The organism is Tropicimonas sp. TH_r6 (genome assembly GCF_033101155.1).
In the GTDB taxonomy this organism is placed as follows: domain Bacteria; phylum Pseudomonadota; class Alphaproteobacteria; order Rhodobacterales; family Rhodobacteraceae; genus Tropicimonas.
Genome location: NZ_JAWMPX010000016.1, coordinates 18458 through 39483 on the forward strand (window position 1 = coordinate 18458; position 21026 = coordinate 39483).

20 protein-coding genes, 1 tRNA gene and 1 pseudogene are annotated in these 21026 nt (G+C 61.4%); 6 read left to right on the plus strand and 16 right to left on the minus strand.

The window, feature by feature from the left end:
- Positions 1 to 42 precede the first annotated feature (42 nt).
- A complete protein-coding gene (locus tag R3X27_RS15415; protein WP_317709768.1) occupies positions 43 to 537 on the plus strand; it encodes a hypothetical protein in 495 nt (164 codons plus the stop codon).
- Between the two features lie 53 nt (positions 538 to 590).
- Here R3X27_RS15415 and R3X27_RS15420 read toward each other — a convergent pair whose 3' ends face one another.
- From R3X27_RS15420 to R3X27_RS15455, 8 genes are all read right to left on the minus strand, one after another.
- Positions 591 to 788, minus strand: coding sequence for a hypothetical protein (locus R3X27_RS15420; RefSeq protein ID WP_317709769.1), 198 nt, complete (start codon positions 786 to 788; stop codon positions 591 to 593).
- A 64-nt stretch (positions 789 to 852) separates the two neighbouring features.
- Positions 853 to 1911, minus strand: coding sequence for a tRNA epoxyqueuosine(34) reductase QueG (queG, locus tag R3X27_RS15425; RefSeq protein WP_317709770.1), 1059 nt, complete (start codon positions 1909 to 1911; stop codon positions 853 to 855).
- A complete protein-coding gene (locus tag R3X27_RS15430; RefSeq protein ID WP_317709771.1) occupies positions 1892 to 2557 on the minus strand; it encodes a glutathione S-transferase family protein in 666 nt (221 codons plus the stop codon). Before R3X27_RS15430 ends, queG begins: the two co-directional genes overlap by 20 nt.
- A gap of 61 nt (positions 2558 to 2618) precedes the next feature.
- Entirely contained in the window at positions 2619 to 3251 is a 633-nt protein-coding gene (gene mtgA, locus R3X27_RS15435; protein ID WP_411572500.1) for a monofunctional biosynthetic peptidoglycan transglycosylase, read from the minus strand.
- Between the two features lie 257 nt (positions 3252 to 3508).
- Entirely contained in the window at positions 3509 to 8047 is a 4539-nt protein-coding gene (gene gltB, locus R3X27_RS15440) for a glutamate synthase large subunit (protein WP_317709773.1), read from the minus strand.
- A complete protein-coding gene (locus R3X27_RS15445) occupies positions 8047 to 8469 on the minus strand; it encodes a GFA family protein (RefSeq protein ID WP_317709774.1) in 423 nt (140 codons plus the stop codon). Before R3X27_RS15445 ends, gltB begins: the two co-directional genes overlap by 1 nt.
- Entirely contained in the window at positions 8466 to 9194 is a 729-nt protein-coding gene (locus R3X27_RS15450; RefSeq protein ID WP_317709775.1) for a hypothetical protein, read from the minus strand. Before R3X27_RS15450 ends, R3X27_RS15445 begins: the two co-directional genes overlap by 4 nt.
- A 31-nt stretch (positions 9195 to 9225) precedes the next feature.
- Positions 9226 to 10662 carry an NAD(P)-dependent oxidoreductase gene (locus tag R3X27_RS15455; RefSeq protein WP_317709776.1) on the minus strand — a complete coding sequence of 479 codons (1437 nt, stop codon included), beginning with the start codon at positions 10660 to 10662 and terminating at the stop codon, positions 9226 to 9228.
- A gap of 217 nt (positions 10663 to 10879) precedes the next feature.
- Here R3X27_RS15455 and R3X27_RS15460 point away from each other — a divergent pair, with 217 nt between their 5' ends.
- Positions 10880 to 11683 (plus strand): undecaprenyl-diphosphate phosphatase, encoded by an 804-nt coding sequence (locus tag R3X27_RS15460; RefSeq protein ID WP_317709777.1) that lies wholly within the window; start codon positions 10880 to 10882, stop codon positions 11681 to 11683.
- 53 nt (positions 11684 to 11736) lie between these two features.
- On the opposite strand, the gene R3X27_RS15465 is transcribed toward R3X27_RS15460, so the two are convergent.
- Positions 11737 to 12717 (minus strand): complex I NDUFA9 subunit family protein, encoded by a 981-nt coding sequence (locus R3X27_RS15465; protein ID WP_317709778.1) that lies wholly within the window; start codon positions 12715 to 12717, stop codon positions 11737 to 11739.
- 182 nt (positions 12718 to 12899) lie between these two features.
- On the opposite strand from R3X27_RS15465, the gene R3X27_RS15470 reads away from it, so the two are divergent.
- Positions 12900 to 12986, plus strand: a tRNA-Leu gene (locus tag R3X27_RS15470).
- A gap of 91 nt (positions 12987 to 13077) precedes the next feature.
- Positions 13078 to 14436 carry a tyrosine recombinase XerC gene (gene xerC, locus R3X27_RS15475; protein ID WP_317709779.1) on the plus strand — a complete coding sequence of 453 codons (1359 nt, stop codon included), beginning with the start codon at positions 13078 to 13080 and terminating at the stop codon, positions 14434 to 14436.
- A 359-nt stretch (positions 14437 to 14795) separates the two neighbouring features.
- On the opposite strand, the gene R3X27_RS15480 is transcribed toward xerC, so the two are convergent.
- From R3X27_RS15480 to R3X27_RS15500, 5 genes are all read right to left on the minus strand, one after another.
- A complete protein-coding gene (locus R3X27_RS15480) occupies positions 14796 to 15821 on the minus strand; it encodes a hypothetical protein (RefSeq protein ID WP_317709780.1) in 1026 nt (341 codons plus the stop codon).
- Between the two features lie 52 nt (positions 15822 to 15873).
- Positions 15874 to 16236 carry a hypothetical protein gene (locus R3X27_RS15485; protein WP_317709781.1) on the minus strand — a complete coding sequence of 121 codons (363 nt, stop codon included), beginning with the start codon at positions 16234 to 16236 and terminating at the stop codon, positions 15874 to 15876.
- Positions 16237 to 16374: 138 nt separating this feature from the next.
- On the minus strand, positions 16375 to 17235 hold the full coding sequence (locus R3X27_RS15490) for a hypothetical protein (protein ID WP_317709782.1): 861 nt from the start codon (positions 17233 to 17235) through the stop codon (positions 16375 to 16377).
- Positions 17236 to 17629: 394 nt separating this feature from the next.
- Positions 17630 to 18190: a recombinase family protein gene (locus R3X27_RS15495; protein WP_317709783.1), complete on the minus strand. Its 561-nt coding sequence runs from the start codon at positions 18188 to 18190 to the stop codon at positions 17630 to 17632.
- A 358-nt stretch (positions 18191 to 18548) separates the two neighbouring features.
- Entirely contained in the window at positions 18549 to 18767 is a 219-nt protein-coding gene (locus R3X27_RS15500) for a hypothetical protein (RefSeq protein WP_317709784.1), read from the minus strand.
- A 257-nt stretch (positions 18768 to 19024) separates the two neighbouring features.
- On the opposite strand from R3X27_RS15500, the gene R3X27_RS15505 reads away from it, so the two are divergent.
- On the plus strand, positions 19025 to 19906 hold the full coding sequence (locus R3X27_RS15505; RefSeq protein ID WP_317709785.1) for a hypothetical protein: 882 nt from the start codon (positions 19025 to 19027) through the stop codon (positions 19904 to 19906).
- Between the two features lie 197 nt (positions 19907 to 20103).
- Positions 20104 to 20244 (plus strand): annotated as a pseudogene (locus tag R3X27_RS15510) (DUF6538 domain-containing protein); the annotation flags it as partial.
- A gap of 27 nt (positions 20245 to 20271) precedes the next feature.
- Here the strand turns inward: R3X27_RS15510 and R3X27_RS15515 are convergent.
- Both R3X27_RS15515 and R3X27_RS15520 read right to left on the minus strand, forming a co-directional pair.
- Positions 20272 to 20760, minus strand: coding sequence for a hypothetical protein (locus tag R3X27_RS15515; protein ID WP_317709862.1), 489 nt, complete (start codon positions 20758 to 20760; stop codon positions 20272 to 20274).
- Positions 20761 to 20847: 87 nt separating this feature from the next.
- Complete coding sequence (locus tag R3X27_RS15520) at positions 20848 to 20976, minus strand: hypothetical protein (RefSeq protein WP_317709863.1); 129 nt, start codon at positions 20974 to 20976, stop codon at positions 20848 to 20850.
- Between the last annotated feature and the right edge of the window lie 50 nt (positions 20977 to 21026).

Consider the following 21026-nt stretch of genomic DNA (forward strand, 5'->3'; position numbering starts at 1 on the left):
TTTTCTTAAAAACCGGGGCAGCGCTTAACGGCATATTGTCAAATGCGGTGCATCACTGCCCATATGGCAAAGTCGATCCAAGCCCACTCCCGGCGGCAACTCTCGGTCATCGCGATCCTCATCGTTGCAATCGCCACGCCGGCCACTCTCGCTCTAAGTTATTACCACATAACGGGAGATCCGACCTTTCGCCCACTCGCCCTGACGGTCGAACGGCTTGTCGCACGCGGAATCACGGTCGAACATATCGATGTTCAGGGCATCGTGAGGACGGATGGTACAAGAGAGGGCAACCTTGTGGGAAAAGAGCTCGCGCGAAAGCTCAATCGCGCTTTCTACGGAAAGGGTCTCAACTCGGTCTTCCGCATACAGCCCGTTGAAAACAATGGTCCGCCACAGATCTTCTATCATATCGACCAGAACCGATTGGGCCCCTTCTCCATGCGCGACGCACCGAACTCGGTTCGGTTCGCGGCCGAAGCAGTCGCGATCAACAAGCGCGAAAAGACGCGCGCGATACTGGAACACAACTGGTAGCGGCCTAGCAGATCACGCCCGAGGCAAAGCGAACAGGAAAGGCGGCCCGCAGATCAGACCGTGTATCCGCGGTCGATCCGGAAAAAGGCTCGCGCCCGCAGAGACGCGTTCATCGGCCCCTTTTTCCGACGCAGGAGCTGTTTCGCGGCAGGGTTGGAGCCTTCCGGAGCCGTGCGGCGGGTGACCTCGGCAAAGGGCATCACCTTCGAATGGGTCCGGCTGTGCTGACGATCAAGAATATGCTTGGTCATGGGATCCTCACTTGGTGTGTGCCTCATCCTACACGATTCGGCACGGGACCAGAAATGACCCTGATCAGATCGCGCGGGACAATCGATCCAGCGCCCAACACGCCGCATCGCTCACTACAGGGTCCGCGTCACCAAGGCAGCGTGCCGCAACCTCCCGCAACTCGGGCCGGCCGGAGTTTCCGATGGCATAGAGGACGTTGCGCAGAAAGCGATCCCGCCCGATCCGTTTGATCGGACTGCCGGCGAAACGCGCCCGGAAGGCCGCATCGTCCAGCTCGGCCAGTTCCGCAAGCTTCGGCGCGGCCAGATCATCCCGCGCCGCATAGCGCATTTCCCGCGCCTCAACTGCGAACTTGTTCCAGGGACAGGCGGCGAGACAGGCGTCGCACCCATAGATCCGGTTGCCCATCTTCGCCCGCAGATCCGGGGCGATCTCCCCGCGATGCTCGATCGTGAGATAGGAAATGCAGCGCCGCGCATCCATCCGGTAGGGCGCGACAAACGCATCGGTCGGGCAGGCATCGAGACAGGCACGACAGGAACCGCAATGATCGACCTCCGGATCATCCGGCGCCAGGTCCAGCGTCGTGAAGACCGATCCGATGAAGAACCAGTTCCCCAGATCCCGGCTGACGAGGTTGGTATGCTTGCCTTGCCAGCCCAGCCCAGCCGCCTCTCCCAACGGTTTTTCCGCCACGGGTGCTGTGTCCACAAAGACCTTCACCTCGCCGCCCGCCTCGGCAATCAACCAGCGTGCAAGGCGCTTCAGCCGCTTCTTGACCAGGTCATGATAGTCCTTGCCGCGCGCATAGACCGAGACAGTGCCGCGATCCGTGCGGGTGATGCTGACCTCTGGCACCTCCTCGGAGGTGTAGGGCTCCGCCAGGACAATGATCGAACGCACCTCCGGCCAGAGCGCTTTCGGGTCGCCCCGCCAGCCCATCCGCTCGGCCATCCAGTTCATCTGTCCGTGAAATCCCTGCCCGACGAAGTCTTCCAGCGCGGCAGGGACATGCCCGATCCGGTCCGGCGGGCAGATACGCATCTCCGCGAAACCCTCGGCAGAGGCCTGTCGCGCCAGACGCGCTTTCAGGTCGGCAGGATCAGAAGTCGAGATTGGCATATTGGCGCGATGGCGGGAAACCCGGAACCTGATCGGCCAGAAGCCCGCGGAAGGCCGGGCGCGACTTGATCTTGGCATACCAGTCGCGGACATTCGCGCTCCGGTTCCAGTCGACATCGCTGATATAGTCCAGCGCCGAAATATGCGCCGCGGCCGCGAAATCGGCCAGAGTCATCTGATCTCCGGCCAACCAGCGCCGCTGGTCGAGCAACCAGGTCATGTAATCGAGATGGTAGCGGACCGCCCGCGCCCCGGCTTTGACGTTCTTGCTCTCCGGGTAGCCCTGCTTGGTGATCTTCTTGTTGACCCGCTCGTAAAGCAGATTGGCCGTCACCTCGTGGTGAAACTTGTCGTCGAACCAGGTACAGAGCCTGCGCACCTCGTAGCGCTCCTTCGCCCCCTTGGGCAGGAGCGGCGGCTCGGGCACCGTCTCGTCGAGATATTCGCAGATCGCCTGGCTCTCGGCCATGGTCATCCCGTCCATCCGCAGCACCGGCACCTTGCCGGCCGGATTGCGTCGCAGGAAATCCGGATCCTGCTCCCAGTAGCGCTCCTCGACCAGCTCCACCTCGATCTTCTTCTCTGCCAAGGCGAGCCGCACCTTGCGGCAGAAGGGAGACAGGGGGACATGGTAGAGACGATTCATCGAAAGCCTTTGAACATAAAGCCGGAGGGATGGCCTTTTCTGCCGCGCCCAGCCGAGTTTTTCAATCCTCGAAACAGGCTGACCGGCCATCTGACGCGATGGTCGCAGCCCCGTCAGCGATGGATGACGCCCGCCTGCGCTGACTCTTGCTCAGATTGGCCGCATCGCGGCCCTTCGGATTGGGAAGGACGGCCGCGATCCGTGCGGCCTGCGCCGCGGTCAACCGGGACGCCGAACGATCGAAATAGGCGCGCGACGCCGCCTCGATGCCGAAGACGCCCTCATCCATCTCGGCCACGTTCAGATAAACCTCGAGGATCCGCTTCTTCGGCCAGACAAGCTCAACCATCGGCGTGATCCCCGCCTCCAGCGCCTTGCGCAGCCAGGACCGCCCCTGCCAGAGGAAGACATTCTTTACAGTCTGCTGTGTCAGCGTCGATGCGCCGCGATTGGCGCCCTCGTCCAGAGCGGCCCGAATCGCCGCCATGTCAAAGCCCCAATGCAGGCAGAAATTCGCATCTTCCGCCGCAACCACCGAGCGGGGCACGTGGTCCGGGATCTCCTCGATGGATACCCATTCCCGCTCCACCCCGCCAAGCCGACGGGCTTCTGTCCAGATCGTGTGGGTCGTCGGCGGGTTCACGAAGCGGAAGAGCAGGACGAGCAAGAACGCCAGCACAACGGGCGCCAGCATCGCTCGCCAGATCCACCTGCGAATGAACAGCGTAATTCGCACCACGAACGGGTCTCGCCGTGTGCGTCCGGCTTTCGCGCCGGTTTTCTTCTTGCTGCTCTTTGCCTGTGCCACGGTCGAAGGAATGCCGTGCCCGGCGCGGCGGCGTCAAGCATCCGGTTGCTCGCAGCGCCTTCCCGCGCGTGGGTGCCGCCGCAGGGTCACAAAAAGAAAGACCCCGGCCGAAGCCGGGGTCTCTCGATGAACGACTGTCGGGCTCACTCGGCAGGGATCGCCCCCTGCTCGATCGACAGCGGATGCGGGATATGAATCAGCATCTCCTTGGGGCAGACCTGCACGAAATGGCGCAGTTCCAGGTCCCAATGCTGGAGGATATCGGCCGCCTTGACCGATTCCGTCTCCGCCACATGCTTCTCGATCAGCCCCCGCAGTTCGGCTTCCCAATGCGGATGCGAGACCGGCGCCGTCACCAGAGTCTCCATGTTCATCATCTCGCGCGAGGTGCCGTCCGGGTCGTAGAGATAGGCCATGCCCCCGGTCATGCCGGCGCCGAAATTCGAGCCAACGGAGCCGAGGATGACCGCAACGCCACCGGTCATGTACTCACACCCGTTGGAGCCACAGCCCTCGATCACCACCTTGGCGCCCGAGTTCCGCACCGCGAAACGCTCGCCCGCGCGACCGGCGGCGAAGAGATAGCCATCCGTGGCGCCATAGAGCACGGTGTTGCCGATGATCGTGTTGGCATCCGCCTTGAGCGGCGAATTCATCGGCGGGCGCACGACCACGGTCGCGCCCGACAAGCCCTTGCCGACATAGTCATTGGCGTCGCCCGACACTTCCAGCTTGAGCCCCGGCGCGCCGAAAGCCCCCAGCGACTGTCCGGCCGAACCGGTGAGCTTGACCGTCAGGTGGTCCGGCTGCAGCGCGTTGCGCATGCCGAAACGCTGCACGATATGGCTCGACGTGCGCGTTCCGATGGTGCGATGCGTGTTCTGCACCGCGTAGGAGAGCTGCATCTTCTCCCCATCCTTCAAGAACCGCGCCGCGTCGGCAACGATCTGCGCGTCCAACGTATCCGGCACCGGGTTGCGCGGCTTGTACAGGTCGTAGGTGATCTCGTTGGCCCCATCGACCGTGATCAGCAGCGGGTTGAGATCCAGATCGTCCAGATGCGCATTGCCGCGCGAAACCTGAGCGAGCAGGTCAGTGCGGCCGATCACCTCTTCGAGGCTCTTGGCGCCAAGCTCGGCGAGGATCTCGCGCACCTCCTGGGCGTAGAAGGTGATCAGGTTCACCACCTTGTCCGCGCTCCCGGTGTATTTCTTGCGCAGGTCCTCGTTCTGCGTACAGACGCCGACCGGGCAGGTGTTGGACTGGCACTGCCGCACCATGATGCAGCCCATGGAGATCAGCGCCGCCGTGCCGATGCCGAATTCCTCGGCGCCAAGCATGGCTGCGATGACGATGTCCCGGCCGGTCCGCAAACCGCCATCGGTGCGCAGCGTGATCCGCTCGCGAAGCTTGTTCATCGCCAGCACCTGATGCGCTTCGGTCAGGCCCATTTCCCAGGGCAGGCCGGCATATTTGATCGAGGTCGCCGGCGAGGCGCCCGTTCCGCCATTATGGCCAGAGATCAGGATCACGTCGGCTTCAGCCTTGGCCACACCGGCGGCGATGGTGCCGACACCGGAGGAGGCCACGAGCTTCACCGTCACCTTGCAGCGCGGGTTGATCTGCTTGAGATCGTAGATGAGCTGCGCGAGGTCCTCGATCGAGTAGATATCGTGATGCGGCGGCGGCGAAATCAGCGTCACGCCCTTGGTGGAATGCCGTAGCCGCGCGATCAGGTCCGTGACCTTCATGCCCGGAAGCTGGCCGCCCTCACCAGGCTTGGCACCCTGGGCAACCTTGATCTCAAGCTCTTCGCAATGGTTGAGATATTCCGCCGTGACGCCGAAACGCCCCGAGGCCACCTGCTTGATCTTCGCCGAGGGGTTGTCACCATTGGGCTCCGGCACGAAATGCGCCGGATCTTCGCCGCCCTCGCCCGAATCGGACTTGGCGCCGATGCGGTTCATGGCGACGTTCAGCGTCTTGTGCGCCTCCGGGGAGAGCGCCCCGAGGGACATGCCCGGCGTCACGAACCGCTTGCGGATCGACGTGATGCTCTCGACCTCTTCGAGCGGAACCGGCCGACCGAGCGGCTTGAAATTCATCAGGTCGCGCAGATGGATCGGCGGGTTGGCCTGCATCTTCTTTGAATACTGCTTCCACAGCTCGAAGGAGCCGGAGTTACAGGCCGATTGCATCAGATGCATGGTCTGCGCACCCCAGGCATGGGTCTCGCCCGACTTGCGCGCCTTGTAAAAACCTCCCAGCGGCAGGATGTCTGTGCCGCCACCCCAGCCATCACGGTGCACTTTCTCCGCCTTGCGCTGGATACCGGCGATGCCAATGCCGGAGATGCGGCTTGTCATGCCGGGGAAGAACTCCGCGCACATCGCGCGGGAGAGCCCCACGGCCTCGAAGTTCAGGCCGCCACGATAGGAAGAGATGACCGAGATGCCCATCTTGGACATGATCTTGAGCAGACCTGCATCGATCGCATTGCGATACCGCGTCACCGCTTCGTTGAGCGGGCCGTCCAGCAGGCCACGGTCGATCCGATCTGCGAGGCTGTCCTCGGCGAGATAGGGGTTCACGACTGTGGCGCCACAGCCGATCAGCACCGCGAAGTAATGCGGGTCGACACATTCGGCAGAACGAACATTGATCGAGCAGAAGGTCCGCAACCCCTTGTTCGTCAGGCCGGAATGTACCGCCGACGTGGCCAGGATCATCGGCATCGAAACCTTGTCTTGCCCCTGGTAGTGATCCGTCAGCACGATATGGCCGGCCCCCGAGCGCACGGCATCCTCGGCTTCGGCGCGGATCCGATCCAACGCCTCGCGCAGCGCGTTTTGCGCGCCGCCTGCCGGGAAGGTACAGTCAATTTCGACCATCGGTGACTTGAACTCGCCAACCAGTTTGTCGAACTGCGCATTGCCGACAAAGGGGCTTTCGAGGATCAGGATTTCGGTCTGCGAGCTGTCCTCGTCGAGCACGTTCTTGAGATTGCCGAACCGCGTCTTGAGGCTCATCACGCGATACTCACGCAAGCTGTCGATCGGCGGGTTGGTCACCTGGCTGAAGTTCTGCCGGAAGAAATGGCTCAGCGGACGGTATTTCTCGGACAGCACGGCGGAGGGCGTGTCATCGCCCATGGAGGCGATGGCCTCCTTGGCGTCCTCGGCCATCGGCACGAGAACCTGTTCCAGTTCCTCCACGGAATAGCCGGCCGCGATCTGGCGCTTGCGCAGCTCACCGCCAGTATAGATCGGCGCCTCGGTCTCACCTTCGAGCACGGCCTCGAGGTCGACAACCTTCTGTACCCAGTCCCCAAATGGCTGGGAGGCCGCGAGCTTATCCTTCAGCTCGACATCGTGATAGAGCTTGCCGGTCGACATGTTGACCGCAATCATCTGGCCCGGACCAAGCGCGCCCTTCTCGACGACGCTGGTCTCGTCCGTCGGCACCATGCCGACCTCGGACCCGGCGATCAGCAGGCCGTCCCCCGTCACGACATAGCGCATCGGCCGCAGACCGTTGCGGTCGAGCCCACCCACAACCCAGCGGCCATCGGTCATCGCCAGCGCGGCGGGGCCATCCCAGGGCTCCATGACGGAGTTCACGTAGGAATACATGTCCCGCCACGGCGTGGGCAGGTCCACCGCCTGCTTTGACCAGGCTTCGGGCACGAGCATTGTCTTCGCCATCGGCGCGCTTCGTCCGGCGCGGACCAGCATCTCGAAGACCGAATCCAGCGCGGCGGAGTCCGACGAGCCCTGCGCGATGATCGGCTTGATGTCCTCGGCCATTTCCCCAAAGGTGCCATGCGCCATCCGGATCTCGTGCGATTTCATCCAGTTGGTATTGCCCTTCAGCGTGTTGATCTCGCCATTGTGGGCGAGCATGCGGAAGGGCTGGGCCAGCCACCATTGCGGGAAAGTGTTGGTCGAGTAGCGCTGGTGATAGATCGCGAAGGCGCTTTCGAAGCGCTCGTCCTGCAGGTCCGGATAGAACTCGGCCACCTGCTCGGCCAGCATCATTCCCTTGTAGATGATCGAGCGGCAGGACATCGAACAGACATAGAACCCGTCGATCCGCGACTGCGCGGCGGCCTTCTCGATCCGACGGCGGATCACGTAAAGCTCGCGCTCGAAGGTCTCCTCGTCCACGCCTTTGGAGTTCGAAATCAGGATCTGCTCGATCTCGGGACGGGTCGCATTGGCCTTCTCGCCGAGGCAGGAGATATCGACCGGCACGTGACGCCAGCCATAGATATAATAGCCCATCCGCAGGACTTCGCTCTCGACGATGGTCCGGCAGGCCTCCTGCGCGGCGAAGTCGATCCGGGGCAGGAAGACCTGGCCCACGGCAATCAGCTTCTCCACATCCGGCTCATGCCCGGTCCGGCGGATCTGATCATAGAAGAATGGAACCGGGATCTGCACATGGATGCCCGCGCCGTCGCCCGTCTTGCCGTCAGCGTCAACCGCGCCACGGTGCCAGACCGCCTTCAGCGCGTTGATGCCGTCCTCGACCACCTTGCGGCTCTTTTTGCCGTCGATGGCCACAACGAGTCCGACGCCGCAGGAGGAATGCTCCTCTTCCGGGGCGTACATTCCGGTCTCGGCGATCTTCGCGCGCGTCTCTTCTTCCCGCTTTGCCCAGCTTTCATCGAACTTGGTCATCAGGACTCTCCTTGTGCAAAGGAGGCATATTTCGCCTCGACTTCGGATTTCGTTTCGGTGGGACGCTCGCCGGCAAAGGAGAACCCTTGCGGCTTGCAGTCGATGTAGATTTCCTTGGCCAGCGCGAAGCCGCCGGCATCTTCGAACAGCCCCGCGGCGACCGCATATCGCTCATGCCCGGGCAATGTGACCTTGTACCAGAGCGTCGAGCCGCAGGTGTCGCACCAGGCCCGCTCGGCCCAGTCGGAGGAGGCGATGGTTTTCACGGGCCCCGCGACCGTCAGATCCGGTGCCGCAACGTCGATCTCGACGAAGACGGACCCGGTCCAGCGCCGGCACATCTCGCAATGGCACGCGTGCAGTTCGCGTTTTTCGGGCGCCACGTCCAGCGTGACCGCGCCACACATGCAGCGTCCCTTCATTCCGTAGCTCCCCCGTTCTTCGGGCGGAACAGGATTTCCTCGCTCGCATTGCATCCGTAGAGCGGAGTCATGTCAGTGAACCCCGGCTCGCCGGGACGGATGAACCGGACCGGGCTGAAATCATTGGACATCTCCTCGCCATTCTGGAGGAAGCTGTCAGGGCCGAGGAAGAAGAGCCGTTCCTCGACCAGCACGTATTGATTTCCGGCGACGGCGAAAATCTCCTCGCCGCTCACAGCGTCCATCGCGGTGGAGGCGAACTCCGTTTCCAACAGCTCCACGCCGTCGATCTCGACCTTGAGGCCCGTGAGCGTGTCATACCCCTGGTGAACGATGTCGCGCGTCCCTTCCGGCCCGTCCTCGCGGATCACGAAGGCATAGCTATCCGCGCCGGTCTCCAGAAGTTCGGTCAGCGAGGCCGGATCCGGCGCGTCGCCGACGAGATGCTCGCGGGTGCCGTCCCGGTAATACTGGCTGTCCAGCCACTGGAAATCGTGATCATAGACAGAGAGCGAAAAGACCCCTTCGCTGTCGTAATGCACTTCCCAGACCGTGCCATCCGGAGCCTTCTCGCAGCGCCAGTAATGCGACACGCCGCAGTTCTTTTGCTGCACCGTCAGGAAAGCTTCGCACCCCGCGGGCACCTCCACGGTCTCCGCCCGCGCCGACGCCGACAGCGTTACGGCACACGCGACAATCCAGATCCCTGTCAGATGTCGAACCACGTTCCGATCCCTTCCTGCGCCCGGAGCGGCCCTACTCGGCCGCCACACCATGCTTGGCTGCATCGAACCGCTCGATCATCGCATCGGCCGCTTCGCGTCCATCACGGATCGCCCAGACAACAAGCGAGGCGCCGCGCACGATGTCGCCGACCGCGAAGACGCCCGGCATGGAGGTCTCGTGGCTGCGGAAGTCCGCCTTGATCGTGCCCCAGCGGGTCACTTCAAGTTGAGGCGTGCCCCAGAGCGACGGAATTTCCTCCGGCTCGAAGCCAAGCGCCTTGATGACGAGATCGGCCTCCTCGACATAATCGGCCCCCTCGATCACCTCGGGACGCTGACGGCCAGAGGCATCCGGCGCACCGAGGCGCATCTTCTGCACCATCACGCCCGAAACCGGCTCGCCGGTGAAGCCCTTCGGTGCGGTCAGCCATTCGAAGACAACGCCTTCTTCCTCGGCATTCTGCACCTCACGCAGCGAGCCCGGCATGTTCGCCCGGTCGCGGCGATAGAGGCATTTTACCGAAGTCGCCCCCTGCCGGATCGCCGTGCGAACGCAATCCATCGCCGTATCACCGCCACCGATGACAACGACCTTGCGTCCCTCGGCATTCAGCTCGCCGCTGTCATATTCCGGCACCGCATCGCCGAAACTCTTCCGATTGGAGGCCGTCAGGTAGTCAATCGCCCGGACGATCCCCTTGGCTCCGGAGCCCGGCGCCTGCAGGTCGCGCGTCTTGTAGACGCCGGTCGCGATCAACACCGAGTCGTGCTTCTCGCGAATCTCGGCAAAGGAGATGTCCTCGCCGACATTGCAATTCAGCACGAAACTCACGCCGCCCTGCTCAAGCTGCTCGTTGCGGCGCATGACAATGTCCTTCTCGAGCTTGAAGCCCGGAATGCCATAGGTCAGCAGCCCGCCCGCGCGGTCGTAGCGATCATAGACGGTCACCTGCACGCCGGCGCGCCGCAGCCTGTCCGCCGCGGCCAGCCCGCCTGGGCCGGCGCCGATGATGCCGACACTTTCGACCCGTTCGGTCAACGGCGTGATCGGCTGCACCCAGCCGTTTTCCCACGCCGTGTCGGTGATGTATTTCTCCACTGCACCGATCGTCACGGTGCCATGCCCGGACTGCTCGATCACGCAATTGCCTTCGCAGAGACGGTCCTGCGGACAGATCCGTCCACAGATCTCCGGGAAGGTGTTGGTCAGTTGGCTGACCTCATAGGCTTCCTGCAGACGGCCCTCGGCCGTCATGCGGAGCCAGTCGGGGATATTGTTGTGCAGCGGGCAATGCGACTGGCAGTACGGCACTCCGCACTGGCTACACCGACCGGCCTGCTCTTCGGCTTTTGCCTCGGCAAATTCGCCATAGATCTCCAGGAAGTCATGCGCCCTCTGGTCAGCCTCGCGCTTGGCGGGCATCTGCTTGTCCACGGACACAAATTGGAGCATTCGCTGTTTGGCCACTGGCTGCCTCCATCATTCAGTCCGCGCTGCTTACACCCCTGCGACAGGGAAATAAAGTCATAAAGCATGACCTATTTGCAGGAAAGCCCCCTCCAATCCATACAACTTACGCCGCGTCGCCCCAAATTTAGGTCAGCATACGCGCCATACATGATCTCTTTCCATTCGAAATCATCCGGTTACAGTGCGCGCGATTTTCCCAAGAGGCCGCGCTCAGATGACCCTGTTTCACATTCTTCTTGTCGCTGTAATTCAGGGCCTTACCGAATTCCTGCCTGTTTCCTCTTCCGGCCACCTGATTCTTCTGCCCAGCCTGACCAACCTTGACGACCAGGGCCTGACAATCGATGTCGCCACCCATGTCGGTACGCTCTTCGCGGTCATCCTCTATTTCTGGTCGGATGTGAGAACCGCGCTTGGCGGCGTACCGCGCCTCATGACCGGCAAGGCAGACACGCCCGGCGCGCGCCTCGCTCTCCTGCTGGCCATCGCCACAATCCCGGTCGTAGTCGCCGGTCTGGCCCTGAAAGTGACCGGTCTCGACGAGGCTATGCGCTCCATCGCTGTGATTGGCTGGACGATGCTGGTCTTCGGCCTTGTCCTATACTGGGCGGACCAGAAGGGCGCGCAGGATCTCAAGGCCGAAGAGTGGTCCATGAAACATGCCTGGATCATGGGTCTCTGGCAGGCCGTGGCGCTGATCCCCGGCACGTCCCGCTCGGGCATCACCATCACCGGCGCCCGGCATCTCGGCTATGAGCGTTCGGATGCGGCACGTATCGCGATGCTGATGTCGATCCCGACCATCATCGCCTCGGGCACGCTGCTCGGCCTCGAAGTGATCTCGGATGGTAACATGGCGCTCCTGAAGGACGCCTCCATCGCCGCCGGATTCGCCTTCGTCGCAGCCCTGCTCGCACTGAGCCTGATGATGCGCCTGCTGCGTTCGACCAGCTTCACGCCTTTCGTGATCTACCGCGTCGTGCTTGGGCTGGCAGTGCTCTGGATCGCCTATTCCTGAACGAGAAAGGCCGGCGCGAGGCCGGCCCTTGCTTCCATGAAGATCGAAGACTGTCAGACCTTCAGGTTATCCGCTGATTCCTTCAAGGTTTCGAACTGTCCGGTCGGGCGATAGCGCCAGAGATACTCCGGCAGGACCGACCCGGCAGCAATCGGCTCGATCCCGAGCTCGGCAAAGCCTTGCGCCCCATCAGAAACGACATTGTCATGCGCCAGGTTCTTGATCTGGTCGCGGGTCAGCGGCGCGTCGATATTTCCGAAGCTGATCTTCTGGATCACACCGAACGTCCCGGCCATGAGATTGGCGATTCCCTTGGGCATGTCGTAGATCAGCTTGCCATCGCGCCGCACGATCCGAAGCATAAGCCGCATCCAGTCGCGGAAAGAGGCCACATCCGGCCCGCCCAGTTCATAGATCCCCGGGGCCGCATCCGTCACACCCGCGACGGCCGCCTTGGCGACATCGTCGACATAGACCGGTTGGAATTTCGTGTCTGCCCCGATGATATTGAGCACCGGACCGAAGCGGGACATGGACGCGAAACGATTGAAGAAATTGTCCTCAGGCCCGAAGACGACGGATGGCCGGAGGATCACCGCGTTGGGCACATGGCGCAGAACGGCAGCCTCCCCGGCGGCTTTGGTCCGGGAATATTCCGCCTCGGCTTGCGCATCCGCACCGATCGCGGAGATATGAACCATCTTTTCAATTCCTGCCGCCGCAGCCAGCCGCGCCACCCGTTCGGCTCCCTCGACATGAACACTGTCAAAGCTGTTCTTTCGGAAGGCCGCGAGAATTCCGACACAGTTGATAACAGCGTCGGCCCCCAGCATTGCGGCTTCAACGGACGCTTCATCGCGGATATTGCAGGCAACCGGCTCAACCTGCCCGACCTCGCCATAGGTGCGCACATACAGGTTCTCATCTGGCACCCGCGTTGCGACCCTGACGCGCCAGCCATCCTTGGCCATGCGGCGCGCGATATAGCGTCCTACAAAACCGGAGCCGCCATAAATCGTGACGAGCTTGGACATTTGGGCTTCCTCCGTTCGGTGGCTTGCGCTTCGAGATAGCGCCGCAATGGCTAGGGAACAAGCAGCGATTGCGTCGCGGCTGTATCGAAACTGCACACCCGATCGGGTGGCTTCTTAAAAAAGCGCCCAATAGCCGTTGACACCCCCTGAGACCGGATATAATCACCGCGCTCACGACACCTGCCCAGGTGGCGGAATTGGTAGACGCGCTAGCTTCAGGTGCTAGTGTCCGTATGGACGTGGAGGTTCGAGTCCTCTCCTGGGCACCATTTCCCCCTCAAGAACCCCTTAAATCATTGGTTTCGCTAGGCGTTCGGCTGGCGTTGTGGGAACTTTTGTGGGAACACGGGTGGGAAAAAGATGGTGGTCGTGGTGAAGCTGAAACACGTCGAAGAGAGAAAAGGCGGGACCAAGAGGTTCTTCCGCCGCTGGCCCAAAGACGTTAGAGACAAGCTCCCCAGTGACGGCATGAAGGTGACCATGAAGGCCCGTGAAGGGGCCGCGATGGTATCGGAGCAAGCCAAGCTGGTCAGAGAGTTCGATCACCGAGTCGCTATAGCCCGCAAGGAGACCACCCCAGCGCCCCGTGAGCAACACCGCATGGACAAGGCCGAAGCTGACCAGATGGTGTCCGAAGTGGTCGGTCTTGAAGGGCAAGAGGATGACCGCAGGGATGTCTTAGCTGAGTCGCTCGTCAGAATAGGCTATCGCCCCGAAGTGGTCCGTCTGGTATTGGATGGGGCCGCGAAACCCCCTTCGGTCACCCTTGAGGATGCCCGCCAGCACTACCTGAAAGAGGTGATAGGGGCCGACCAACAGAAGCAGAACAGACTTGATCGCGTTTGCAGGCGGCTGGTGGAACAATGGGGGCCACTGGACCAAGTTACCATAGCAGCCCTAACCCCTGAGCAGGTACGGGACCTCCGAGACGTTATGCTTTCCTCGGCCTCCAACAAGGGGAAGCCGCTTACGCCCGCGACCGTGAAGCGTGAACTTGGGATGGCGAAGGCGATGGTGAATGAAATCATCGAAGCCCTCAGGTTAGAACGGGAGCTAGACAATCCCTTCCGCATCAAGATGCCCGCCGAGGAGATTGTCAGTGGTTATGGTGAGGAACGAGAGTCGCTCCCAGCTGACGTTCTCTCTGCCATGAGAGCGCAGTTACTCGGTCATTGCGCTACCCCAGAGCTTGTCCTGATCTGGCGAATTATGACCGGTACCGGCGCGCGGCTGGGCGAGGTAACGGGGCTGGAAATCGGCGACGTTGTCCTCGGCCATGAGTTCCCCCACGTCCACCTCCGCTTCAACTCCATCCGGCGTCTGAAGAACAAGTCATCAATCCGCAAGGTGCCCCTCTCAAGTGACGCTCTTGCTGCCGCAAGGGGGGCATTGGTCGTCCGTGAGGGAGCAGCATCAGGCGAGCCGCTATTCCCGCGCTATGGCAAGCCTAGGGGTGCTGACGGGGCGTCTCAGGCGTTAATGAAACACCTGCGGAAGGTGACGACCAACGACAAGCACACCAACCACTCCCTCCGTCATTGTATGAAAGACTGGTTGGTCTCGGCTGACGTGCCTGACCTCGTTCAACAAATCCTCCTTGGCCACAAGCGGGAGGGGACGGGAAACACCGCCTATGGTAGCGAGCGCGCTAGGTTGGGGGTCTGTAGCCGCGCCCTGTTGTCGGTGGACGCGCTGGGCGTCATCCCAGAATGGGGCTAGTCTTCGGGTCTCCCCACGGGTCGCCTTTCCGGTAGCCCCTGATGCTCCACCCAAGCCGAAGCTCTGGTAGCCTGCTCCCTCGCCTCCATGGCTTGCCTGCCTCGCTCTCGCTGCTTTCTCTTGGCCTCCTTTGCCGCCTGCCTGTCGGCCTTCTGAGCGGCGTAGAGGCTTTGCCCTGACAGGCCCGCGTAGGGGGCCATGGAGGCAGCCCTTGCGGCCTCCTCAAGCTCAAGCCGTTCCATCTCTTCCAACAGCCGTTTCCTTCGCGTTGGTGTCATTCGGTGAACTCCTTCGTGTTTCTGGTGGTGTTGGTGGTGGGGCCGGTCGCTGATCTCCCTCTACCAGTCCCTCAGGTGCACCTACAGGAACGTGATAAGCTGCTGACGAACAGCCACCCGCCACGGCACCTCGGTCCCGTCTGGGAGGGTCACCAGTATGCTGCCGTCAGGTCGCACCGTATGGCCGTATTCGCCCTCGTCCAGCGCCGCCTTCACTTCGTCGGGCTGGAACTGGTCCATGCGTTCGAGGTAGCGGTCGGCGAGGTCATCCATTCCTGAGGTGCCCCTGTTCGTCGCCCAATCGCGGGCCACGTCTTGGACCATCTCAACGGCCCTGCGGTCGCTAGTGAGGAAGCGGTCGAAGGCTTCGTTTTCGAAACCGCCAACGCGAGACGCGAACTCCTCGACACCGGCTTGATAGAGACCAGCGTGAAGGGCTTCGACCTGTTCGCCCATCTCGTCTGGCTCCATGCCCGCGTCTTTGGCCATTCGTTCGATCACGCGGGGGATAACCTCCCCTTGGTGGATGACAGACTCGACCATGTTGATTTGGGATTGGGGCGAGGTGGTCTCCGCGATCTTCGCAGCCAGGGCTTCAGTGTTCACGTCTACGGCCCCCTCGGTCGGCTGTTCATTGCCCTCCGGGGCGGCGTTCGGGTTCTCTTGCTGGGCTTCGTCCTGCGTTTGGTCTTGCGGGGCAGGTGCCGCCTCAGGCTTTCCCGGCTGGGCTACGGTCGCACTTCCTTCGCGGTAGCCCCCGTTGCCGTCCCTTTCAAGGAATCCAAGGGAGATGGCCGTTGCGATGTTCGTTCGCATGCCACCAACATCTACCGTGTCGTTGTTCGTGAGGGGCCGCGCATGGATGACGCCATTGCCAGCGTCTCGGGCCGTGCCGAGTATGTCGTTGCGGCCCTGATAGGTTTCTTGACTGCTGACATTGTAACCACCCGACAGGGACTGCTTCATTGTTGCGTTCCCGTCGCCGTCGAAGGTGAGTTCAACTCCTCCACCACCGACCACAGCGCGGACTTCATGCGCGGTGTTCTCGGAGGCGAGGTTGGAGGGGGTGGGATTGATGGGGCCTTCTGCGTTGTACCAGCCAGACATAGGCTATCCTTTCTCAAGTGTGATGATGATTGTTCGGGACCAGCGACGGGTGTCACCTGGCCGGGGCGAACTCTTCTCGGTGGAGGAGTTCAGGGAGGGAGGCCGCGACCAGAGCGGACAGAACGTCAGCTTGGGAGACCTCCTTGTCGTTGCGGGCGAGATAGTTGGCTTGCAGTTCTCCGACTGCGACAGCCACTTCCGGGCGCACCCGCATGGATGCCCATCGCTGAGGCCGTCCGTTTGCCCAATGCTCCGCCTCCCACTTGTCCATGCGGGCGGAGTAAACGGGCCATCCGAGGGACTTCATGAGGACGCTGCGAAGCTGTCGGTTGAAGCGTGAACGGGCCTTGAGGCCGACCTTGCGGGCTTCCGCTTCGGGGCGCTTGGCAATGGCCGTGAGGGGGGCTGATTTCATGGTCTATCCTTCCGGGTTCTGCTCAATAAGAAGGCCGGGAACGGAGATTTCCGCGCCCGACCCAACCCTTTGATTTCGTTAAATGTGCCACATGGGAGCCGCGCAACTTGCGCTCCTATACATGTGCGTGGTGGTGGTTCAGAAACCGGCTTCCTCACTACCTCTCGGGTCCATCTTCAGGTCATCTTCCTCAAGGAATATCTCGTCCCCGCCATCGGTTCTTAGGTAATCAATGAGGTAGCGCATCTGTTGAATGCCAAGCGCCTCCTCCAGCGCGTCCGCGAGGGTTGCCAAGTCTTTCGTGAAGTTGCTGTTGAGGGTCTGTCGGAAGCCTTTCGCTAGGGCCGTGACCATCTCCGCCTTCTGCTCGTCAGTCGGTGGGCAATACTCCTTGACCTCTTTCGGCCACCGAAGGTCTTTTCGCCAGTCCAGCGAAGGGGTGTCGTTCGCGTCCCTGAAGGCCTTCCGTTGTCGGCGCATTGTGAGAATGGTCCGAGGGGAAATCCCGGAGGCTGCGGCCAGTCGGGGTTTCGGGATGCTGTCCCCAAACTCCCAGACCATCCGCCAAGCAGCGTTCGACCGCTCCGAATAGGTGAGCGGAAGGGTCTCCTTCGAGTTGCTCTGAAGAGCAATCAACAGGGCCTCCGCCTTGGTCACCGCGTAGATGCGGGCGGGGATGGTAACAGGGGTCGGTTTCTTGCCGAGCTTCTTCCGGTCCTTCGTCGCTTGCTCTGCGCGATACGCTGCAATCCTGTATCGACCATCCAGCACGACAAGCCGTCCAGTCGTTCCACCTTGGCCATCGACCTCCTGCCAGAGCTTGACGGGGTCCAACAGCCCACCGTTCTTCAGGACGGTCCTCAGGTGCTGTAAGTGGGTCCCGCTAACACGCCCCTTCGGCTGTTTGTTCAGGTCCACCTTCCGGCGCTGCTCACGCATGCTGAAGGTATCGTCCAGGGCGATCTGGTCGAAGGTGACGGTGGTGACGTTGCTCTGCAATCGCATATCGGTTTCCTTGTGGATGGTGTGGGGTGCCCCGTGCGGTGCTGCGTGAGGGGTGGTTGAAGCGTGGTTGGCGCTGTGCGCATCTGGTGAAACAGACAGACGACACTCCTGCTAACAGACACGCCTTGAGGAGAAGCGACCCAGATCACTGGTGCCACGGTTGGCGGAAAATCCTGAAAAACTTCGACTGTGGGGCCGCGCAAGGTCGCCTCACCTCAGGGCGCACGTTCGGGTGAAGCGTTCGGGGGCGTCCCACTCCCTGCGGCAGGAGAAAGGAACCACGCAGATGGACTGTCGCAGGGTACGCGGCCCGAACACCTCACCGGAAAATGCGTTCATGTACGGCATTGTTGGGGGTGAATCGCGCGCACCCCCGGTCCGGTGACCGTCAGCCTGACGCACCAAGGATGCGATAGACGGTCGATCTGGCGAGACCAGCCTCCTGGGCGATCTGGGTCGGGGTCTTCCCTGCGGCCTTCATCGCCTTAATAACCCCCACCTTCTCGGCATCCATCGGGGGCCTGCCCTTGTACCGACCTTCGGCCTTGGCCTTGGCGATGCCCTCGCGTTGACGTTCCAGCATCATGGCCCGTTCGAACTCCCCAACGGCCCCCAGAACCTGCAACATCAACTTCCCGGTCGGGGTTCCCGTGTCGAGGTCCATATCGAGGATGCGAAGGGTTGCCCCGGTGCTGTTGATCGTCTCCACGATCTCAAGAAGGTGCTTCATGTTCCGGGCAAGCCTGTCGATCTTCGTTACAACGAAGGTGTCGGCCTCGCGGATGAAGTCCAAGGCACGCCCCAACTCCGGCCTGTCAGCATCGGCCCCGGAGGTCTGTTCGTCATAGACGCGGGTGCATCCAGCGGCCTCGAGATCTCTCTTCTGGGCCTCTAGCCCTGCGATCTGGTCCGTGGTGCTGGTCCGTGCATATCCTATGGTCTCACCCATGACGTGTTCCTTGGCGTTCGATTGAGTTCTAGAACTCCAATAGGAATACGTTCGATAATTGTCAATCGACTTATTTCGGACGCCCCTCGGAGCGGCCAGTGGTGTGTCCTATAACGTTGGTCAAATCGGACACCCCTACCCGGCGGCAGGACAAACACCGGGGCGCAGAGCCACGTCTGTTCGTCTATCCCGCTGCAGGAGAGGGAAGCCACGGACGGTGGGGGCGGCAGGCATAGGGAAGCCCGCAGGACTCCACCAGCGGACCCAGAGCGGGCCTTCTCGGGTTCCCGAGGGTGTCTGTCCATGCGGGCGTGAAAGGGGCCTGAACGTCCCTTCTAGAGTCGCTGCGAGGGGCTGACTAGCAGGTGAACTTGCGGCGGTCCGTGAAAGCGACGGAGAGGAACGGTATGTCGAAGACGATCTCACCCGAACGGCGCTGTCCGATGCGGCAATACCCCGCTCCTTCCTCACGCTTGATGAAGACCTCGAACGGGCCAACCTGAAGGCTGAAGTCTCCGGGTTCCTTCCGGATGTCGAGGGTGAGGCCGAAGGGTTCGCGGTGGATGTGAAAGGTCATTGTCGGGTTCTCCTTGTTGGTGACACGGAGGGGCTACGCCCGTGACGATTACCTGTCAACGCATTGATTTACATGCAATAATGGGAATTTCCCGCAGATGGAGACAGTTGGCCGGAGGCGCACCCCCACGGGGGGATACGCGGGACCTCTCTATCAATTTCTGGGTCTCAGGTTTTTCCGCAAGTTTTAGTCCGGCGCCTTGCGCAGCGGTGGTCGATGGGCGACCCTCCGCCCAGGGTAACTAGGAAGAATGCGATATGTCGAACGATAGTCCAATCAACGTCGCCACGACAGGGCAACGCTACTCAAGGAACTACGAGCGCGAAGAAGTGCTGCGGCATGACTGCCCTAGAGCTAGGCGAAGGGTTTATCGGATAGCTGATCGAACGCTCCCCTCACCTGATAACCGGTTGAAGTTCGGGTTGCTTGTGGAGGAGGTTATAGGGATAGACGTGATCGAAAGTGGCCCCTACTCCAACTACTTATCCTTCGAGCAGTTTTGGCACAACCTCTCCCGCGTTGACTTCTTCGACGCCATTACCTTGTTCTATAGGTTCTTGGCGCCCGTCGGGCGCCGAGATGCTCAAAAGGGGTTTCGCGATGCCGTGGAGAAGGTCTTCCGCGAGCGACAGCTGGCGTACACTCTAGATGAGGATTGCGGCGTCCACCCATACGTGGACCAAGAGTTCGACAGAAACCTCACAGTTTGCGTGCGAGGGCTTGCCGACGAAACGTTCGCTGCAGCGCGTTACAACATAGAAACCATGGAAAAGGCGCTTCAGGGTGTTCCGTTAGATGGCAGGCAGGCCATTCGGTCTGTGTACGACGCAGCTGAGAACATCTACCAGCAGATGTTTGGTGGCAACCAGATCAAGTCAGGTGAGATCGCCTCCAACCTTAACCCGATATGTCAAAGGCTTCACCAAGGGCACCAAAGGGCCACCAGCGCAGCGGCGAAGGAGGTGGCGTCGTTCAAGGCATGGGTAGAGGCATGTCACAACTATCGGCATGAGGACGGACAACCCGAACCCAGCCAACCACCAGAAGAACTGACGATCCTAATGGTATCGCAGGGTCTATCCTTTGTTCGCTGGCTTGCATCCCTCTCAGCCCCCGTAGCCGAAGCGCCCACGGAGTGAACTGCTGTCACCTTGCAAATGGGAACCTCCAAGGGTATCCAGTGGGAACTTGGCAGCCCACAGCCGTACGCAACCAATTGATTTACAACGGGTTTGATCACAGAGAACGGTTCCCAGAGTCCTCTCCTGGGCACCACCCCATCAGGTAAGCCGCTGTTTCCCTTCAGTTTTCGCCAATGCGAGCTGGAGCGTAGACCATGCTGGAGACCAAATCTGCCCCTTTCACATTTGTGAAACAGGGGGTCTTCTATTTCTCACGACGGGTCCCGAGCGACCTTCCCCATTACTACACGACCGACAGGATTAGCTACTCGCTGAGGACCAAGTCAGCTGTCGTGGCGAACGCGAGAGCCGCTAGAGCGGCCCTACAGCTTGACGAGCACTGGTATCACCTTCGCGTTCAGGATGTAGATCTCCCCGGCAAGCATCGTTTGAGATGTCCGAACCTGTCGCCGATGGGCGTACCGATCCCTCAGGCAGCGGCTGTTCAAGAGAAGCTCACGCTTTCGGAGGCTGTCGCGGTCTACCTGCGCCTCAAGGGGAATGGACGTCCCGTCACGTTCCATCGGGCAGCTGAGCGCTCCTGTGGCTATGTCATCGACGTCTGTGGCAACAAGGACATCTCCGCGTATACCAAGGCTGATGCCAATGCCTTCCGCGATGATCTCATTGACCGCCAACTTGCAGGAAGCAGCACCACACGGATCTTCGGCACGGTTCGATCCATCATCAACTTCGCGGCCAGCGAGACCGGTATCGACATGACTAATCCCTTCGGCAGGGTCTACTTCGACCGCAAGGCTGGCGTTGAGGAGAGAGCGCCGCTGCCACTCGACAGCATCCGGCAGCTGCAAACCGAGTGCTGCAACCTCGACGACGAACTGCGCTGGCTGGTCGCCTTGGTCTCTGACACAGGGTTGCGTCTTGCGGAGGCCGCTGGGCTACTTCGGGAAGATCTCAAGCTGAATGATCCGGTTCAGCACCAGTCGCCCGCTCATCCGGGCCAAGGTGCTGACGTTGACCTTGTAGAGAAGCGTTGCTCCAAAGAGGTAGGTGCCGCCCTCGGCCACTGTTTTCGCCGTCCAGAGCGCAGCGTTGAGCTTGGCCGAAAACGGGTTGG